The sequence below is a fragment of the Sulfobacillus sp. TH-112 genome (assembly GCF_057473405.1).
In genome coordinates, this window is sequence record NZ_JBYCKN010000098.1 from 1 (window position 1) to 6057 (window position 6057).

A 6057-nucleotide genomic window follows, 5' to 3' on the forward strand; every position below is an offset into this window, starting at 1 on the left:
GATTTCGATCAACGGACAAGATGTAGCTGTGTCCCAGGGAGATCGGCTCATCGATGTTCACTTAACAATTGGCATAGAAATTCCCCATGTCTGCTACTTACCAATCCTGGGGCCGATTCAGACCTGTGATACATGCATTGTAGAAGTGAACGGGGAATATGGGCGCGCTTGCGCGACCGTTGTCACAGAGAATATGGTGGTGGTGACCGATACCGAGACGGTGAAATCGCGAGAAACCGAAGCGATGCAGCGCATCTTGGGGAATCATCGCTTATATTGCACCGTATGCGACAACAATAACGGGGATTGTACCGTGCATAACACTACGGAACTTTTACAGATCGAACATCAGACCATTCCGTATACGCCCAAGCCCTATCCGCCGGTAGACGAGACTAACCCGTTCTACCAATACGATGTGAATCAGTGCATCTTATGTGGACGATGTGTGGAGGCGTGCCAAAATCTCGAAGTGAATGAGACCCTCTCGATTGATTGGAGTCTTCCTCGTCCCCGGGTGATCTGGGACAACAATCAACCTATCGGCGAGTCCTCCTGCGTATCGTGCGGCCATTGTGTGACAGTTTGTCCCTGCAACGCCTTGATGGAAAAGACGATGATAGGTGAGGCTGGTTTTCTGACGGGTATGGACCCGAAAATTTTATTGCCAATGATTGATTTGGTTGAGGGAATCGAGCCATCGATGGGCCCGGTGTTTGCTCTCTCGGACATGGAGTCGACGATGCGAAAGGCTCGCATCAAGAAGACCAAAACCGTTTGTACCTATTGTGGCGTCGGCTGTTCCTTTAATGTCTGGACGCATAATCGACACATCTTACAAATCGAACCTCCCCTAGAAGCCCCGGTGAATAGTGTCTCTACCTGTGTGAAAGGCAAATTTGGTTGGGACTTCGTGAATAGTCCTGAACGGCTCACCAAACCACTCATCCGCCACGAAGATGGTTTTGCGGAGGCGTCATGGGACGAGGCGCTTTCGCTGGTCGCCCGCAAGATGTCTGAAACCAAGCAACAACACGGCGCCGATTCGCTGATGTTTGTGGCCTCGTCCAAGGCGTCCAATGAAGAAGCGTACTTGGTTCAAAAATTAGCTCGGGCCGTGATCGGGACCAATAATGTGGATAACGATTCTACCTATTGTCAGGATCCGGCGACCTTAGGGTTGAGTGAAACCGTGGGGTATGGGGCGGATAGCGGTACTCTGAAAGATATTGAGGCTGCTGAACTGGTGATCACTATCGGAAGTAATACGGCGGAGTCACACCCGGTCTTTGCGACCCGAGTGAAGCGAGCCCACAAGCTACATGGCCAAAAATTGGTGGTCATTGATGTTCGGAAACACGAAATGGCCGAACGGGCAGACCTCTATATCCATCCACAGAGCGGTTCAGACCCCTATTTGCTATTGGGACTCCAAAAGTATTTGGCGGACCAGCACTGGCTCGATGAAGAGTTTTTGCATGAATCGGTGCGGGGCGTGAAAGAATACTTAGCCTCCTTAGATGAATACACGTTGGATCGCGTGGAAGCTGTCACGGGAGTTAGCCGCGCAGTCATTGAAGAACTAGCGCAGATGATTCACGAGGCCAAATCGGTGGCGATACTTTGGGCCATGGGCATCACGCAACAAGGGAATGGTGCTCAAGCGTCCTTGGCGATCGCGAATTTACTCATTTTGACCGGCAATATTGGTCGTGCTGGGACTGGAGGCTATCCCCTGAGAGGGCACAATAATGTGCAAGGGGCGAGCGATTTTGGCGCCAAACCGAAATATTTGCCTGGCTATCAAGAGGTCAGTGACGCCGAGGCGCGTGAGCGTTGCCACGCCGTTTGGGGAGGGGCTCCACTTCATGCCAGTCCCGGATTAAGCAATACAGAAATCGCCGATGGGGTTCTGGATGGAAAGCTCCATGCGCTCTATATTGTCGGTGAGGATACGGCATTGGTGGATACCGACATTCAGCGAATGCAAGAGGCCTTGCAGAGGGTGAATTTCCTCGTGGTGCAAGAGGTGTTCTTGACACAAACGGCGCAATTTGCGGATGTCATTTTGCCTGCGGTGCCTTCTCTTGAGAAAGAGGGAACGTTTACAAACACTGAACGGCGCATTCAGCGATTTTATCAAGCATTGGAGCCTTTAGGGGACGCGCGGCCGGATTGGGTGATTTTGCAGGATATTGCGAATCGCCTGGGCGCTCACTGGGAGTATCACCACCCGGCAGACATCATGGATGAGGTCAGTCAAGTGACCCCGATTTTTCGGGGAGTGCGTTATGAACGATTGGAAGGCTATCGTACATTGCACTGGCCCGTGGCTGAGGATGGGCGCGACACCCCGCTTCTCTATCAGGATGGATTTCACCATGACGACGGCAAAGCGCATCTGGTACCGATTACCTTGAGAGAGGTCCCTTTGCCGGCAGAGGAGTACGATATTTTGGTCAATAATGGTCAATTGCTGGAACATTTTCATGAAGGCAATCTGACCTATCGGGTGCCGGGTATCCGGAACATGGTACCGAACGTTTTCGTGGAAATTTCACCCCAGCTTGGGGAAGAGCGACATATTGTGGATGGTCAGTGGGTTCGTCTGGTCACTCCGTCAGGTCGGGTACGGGTGCGCGTGGTGATTACCGATCGAGTTCAGGGCCATGAGGTCTATTTGCCCATGAACAGCGTCGGCGAAGGTGCGGTCAATCGCTTGACGCCGGAAATTTTTGATGCCGATACTCGCACGCCAGCGTATAAGCACACCTATGCGAAATTGGAATTGCTCGAGGATACACCAGGTGAGGCACTGCCAAAACGCAATTGGCGCTACCATCGTCGTCATCCGCAACCTGGAGTTCACGTTGAGAAAAAGTGGGCACGGCTTGACTATGAGTCATTGGTGACATTGACTAAGGAGGACGAAAATCATGGCTAGGCCGACCAGCAAACTGGCGCCTCAGGTGTTGGCTGGAACACTGGTGGATCCAAAGAGATCGGGAACAGACGACCTGGATGCGATTGTATCCTCTCTAGAGGAGGCGGGGGTGCTATCATTTTTACGAGCTTTACTAGAAGAGCGGACACTTTTGATGGAACAGCTAGTGACAAAACTAGACTCTGAGCCGACTAAGCGAGGACTTAAAAATGGGGTCACCTTGCTGATGGCGCTCGGAGCCTTGCCTGAGGGAGTCGCAAATTCGCTTGCCGCAACTCTTAATGCAGGACTTCGGTCAGCCGAGAAGGCGGAGTCGTCTCCTGAGGCCGAAAAAATGTCCATTTGGATCCTGATGGGAATGTTGAAAAACCCTGACGTCGCCCGAGCCATTCACTATCTGATGGGGTTTCTTGAGGGGATGGGCCAGCACTTGGGAGAATGGGAGAAGGCCCGCTGAAGCGGGCCTTCGTTTTATGCTGTTTAAGACGGTCGAGTGGATGCGGTGGGCGAGGATCGGTTAGGTTTGGTGGTATCATATTTTCCCATGATAGTAGGGAAGAGAACCACATATCCCAATTGTAGTACGGCTGCCGCCATAAAGGGGATAGCAAGCGATCCCGAGCCGATGAGCCATCCGCCGATGGCCGGCCCTAAGGCGGCGGGAAGGCTCCAAGACACCGCATTTAAACTACTCGCAAAGCCGCGGCGTTGATCGCGAACCAAACTGAGGCTAAACGCTTGTCTGGCACCAACCGATCCACGATTGACAATCGAGCGAATGACATAAAGCACCGCCGCAATCGTAAAGGTCGGGACAAACGGTATGGCGACTAGTAATGCCACACCCAAAATTCGCGGCACCACAATCGATTTAATGAGTCCAACCCGTTCCGAAACGCGGCCGACCACGAGCGACGAAATGCCTGTAAGAAAGAACGTGAGTGCATACACCGGGCCAATTTCTGTCGGGCCGACTCCAAATTTCAAGTTGAACCAATAGGGCAGCAGCGGAGCCACTAAGCCGATCCCCAGGGAATTCACCATATTGACAACGGTGAGCCACATGAGGGCGCGATTTTCTCTGCGAGTCACCTTAGTTTCCTCAGTGCGCTGTTCGAGGGTGGATTCACGAATCGGGCCATTCACACGTGGCGCCTCATGAATACTCAAAATTTGAATGAGGTTTACGATGGCCATGAGCAGATTGAGTAGAAACATTGGGAGGTATGCAGCGGCACCATGTGCACCAGCAATCATATGAGGTAAAACGGCTGCTAATAGGGACCCAAATCCCATCCCCCAGAATTGCAGTCCCGCATTAAAACTGAAAATGCTGCCACGACGTTCAGGACTAATCGACTGCGCCAGCCAGGCTTGTTCCGCGGGAGCGAAGGGGCCGGATGAACCGTTGGCACCTCGCCCAAATCCGAACAAGGCTGCCGCCAACACTAAAATCCAGGCACTCGGGAAAAAGACGATAAGTGCGGTACCGATAATGAGACCAATTTCATAGATGAGGAGAAAAATGCGTCGACCAATGCGATCACTGACCACACCGACCATGAGGCTGAGTGCAGCGCCTGACAGCCCCCCAGCCATGAGCAGTAATCCCACGTCAGGGGCACTCCATCCTCGCACTTTAAGATAGAGAGTGAAGTCCACAGCCAGGGCTCCTTGAGACACGGCACGAAAGAATCGCGCGGCAATAAGTTGGCGTGCTGCAATGGATAGGGACATCCAACCTTTGGCAGAATACGGAGAGGGTACTTTGCTCATCTCGTGTCACCCGCAGTCATTTTCATTAGGAGTTGAGTAAAGATGCGTGTCTCATCGCTGTCGAGAGTGGTCATGAGCGAATCGACCCGTTCTTGGAACGATTGCAGAGCCGTTTCTAGGGCCGACTGTCCTTTGCCTGTCAATGAAATACTGACGATTCTTAGGTCATCACTCGAATTATGACGAGTCACATACCCTTCCATTTGCAACTTGTCTATCATCTGACTTACCGCAGGAGAGGAAATATGCAGTCGGTCGGCGATATCTGAAATTTTGACGGCGCCGTCAGTCAGCTTGATCATCAACCGCAGTTTGGGGCGTGAAAGCTCACCGTATCGGCCCCCTAAAGCATCTTGAAGAGCGATGAGTTGTAGGGCAATTTCTGAGGCGTGGTTCATACGGATAGGGTCCTTTCTGCATCAAGCATTGCTGTTGTGCGACCGTTCTATGGTATCACATTAATTAGGTAAGTTACCTAAGTTGCTCGAGAACTTGGCACGCCATCGTCAACCTACGATATATACGTTGCGATCTTAACCTGGACTCACGTGCGTGGTACGCATAGCATCTCCCAAGCGCAACGTCTGTCCTAATTGATATAGCGATAACATGTCATCGTAGTGCGTCGAGAGCGGGTGACCGGATTGTCCTGTGAGATGAATGAACTGGCTCATGGCCATGGCTTGGGGGTCGACGATTTGGCGATAACTGGGGAGATAGGCTACAGAACGGGGCCAGGGAAGGTCTGGGTCGATCGCAAAGGCAGCCTGATTGGGCGTAAAAAAATCCCCCGAGATGGCCATGGCAGGTCGGCCAAAGACGGGTCGCGTCGCCTTGACCTGAAGAAACGGATGAAATGCCTCCATGAGATGGGCTCTGCCCCAGGTCCACTCCTCCATGACCGGTCCGAAGAAGGCAATGCCTGTTTGATGAGCTTTCTGAAATGCTGTGCGATGGTCTAAGGTGGTAAATCGTTGCAGCAATTGTGGTACCAGTCTCTCTCCCATACCAGCCCAAAAGTTTTCGGGGAAGGGATGCGTTCCGGGGAGTCCTGGGGGGATATCGGAGAAAAAAGGCTGGCTGAGCGAGGCGTGGATTTTCGCTGGCACGGCTGCCATCGCCCAGAGGTACAAAAGTGTGGGTGCCACCGAATCGGTACGAGCATGGCCGTCAAAACTGGTGAGAATGGATCGCCAATTTTGGGGCATAGAGGGGACTTCGAGCAACCGTTTGGCCAGAAGATCGAGCGGCTCAGAATAGACATCCTGTTGAATTTGTGCATACGAGGCTGGGTCATGGGGAGCATTTTCTCGGAGTAGCGTATGAATCCGTTGGGC

At 52.4% G+C, this 6057-nt stretch carries 5 protein-coding genes; 2 read left to right on the top strand and 3 right to left on the bottom strand.

Features of this window, described 5'->3' with window-relative positions; genetic code table 11:
- The first annotated feature begins 1 nt into the window (after position 1).
- Positions 2–2944: a formate dehydrogenase subunit alpha gene (fdhF, locus tag ACOJWD_RS06320; RefSeq protein ID WP_486992377.1), complete on the top strand. Its 2943-nt coding sequence runs from the start codon at positions 2–4 to the stop codon at positions 2942–2944.
- Entirely contained in the window at positions 2937–3401 is a 465-nt protein-coding gene (locus tag ACOJWD_RS06325) for a helical membrane plugin domain-containing protein (RefSeq protein WP_486992378.1), read from the top strand. The genes fdhF and ACOJWD_RS06325 overlap by 8 nt, the downstream gene beginning before the upstream one ends.
- A 23-nt stretch (positions 3402–3424) precedes the next feature.
- Here the strand turns inward: ACOJWD_RS06325 and ACOJWD_RS06330 are convergent, their stop codons facing one another.
- The 3 genes from ACOJWD_RS06330 to ACOJWD_RS06340 form a co-directional block, all read right to left on the bottom strand.
- The gene (locus ACOJWD_RS06330; RefSeq protein ID WP_486992379.1) at positions 3425–4720 is read right to left on the bottom strand and encodes an MFS transporter; all 1296 of its coding nucleotides are present in this window, start codon (positions 4718–4720) and stop codon (positions 3425–3427) included.
- Positions 4717–5118 (bottom strand): MarR family winged helix-turn-helix transcriptional regulator, encoded by a 402-nt coding sequence (locus ACOJWD_RS06335; protein ID WP_486992380.1) that lies wholly within the window; start codon positions 5116–5118, stop codon positions 4717–4719. The genes ACOJWD_RS06330 and ACOJWD_RS06335 overlap by 4 nt, the downstream gene beginning before the upstream one ends.
- A 135-nt stretch (positions 5119–5253) precedes the next feature.
- Positions 5254–6057 (bottom strand): penicillin acylase family protein (locus ACOJWD_RS06340; protein ID WP_486992381.1); only part of this gene is annotated, 804 nt, incomplete at its 5' end.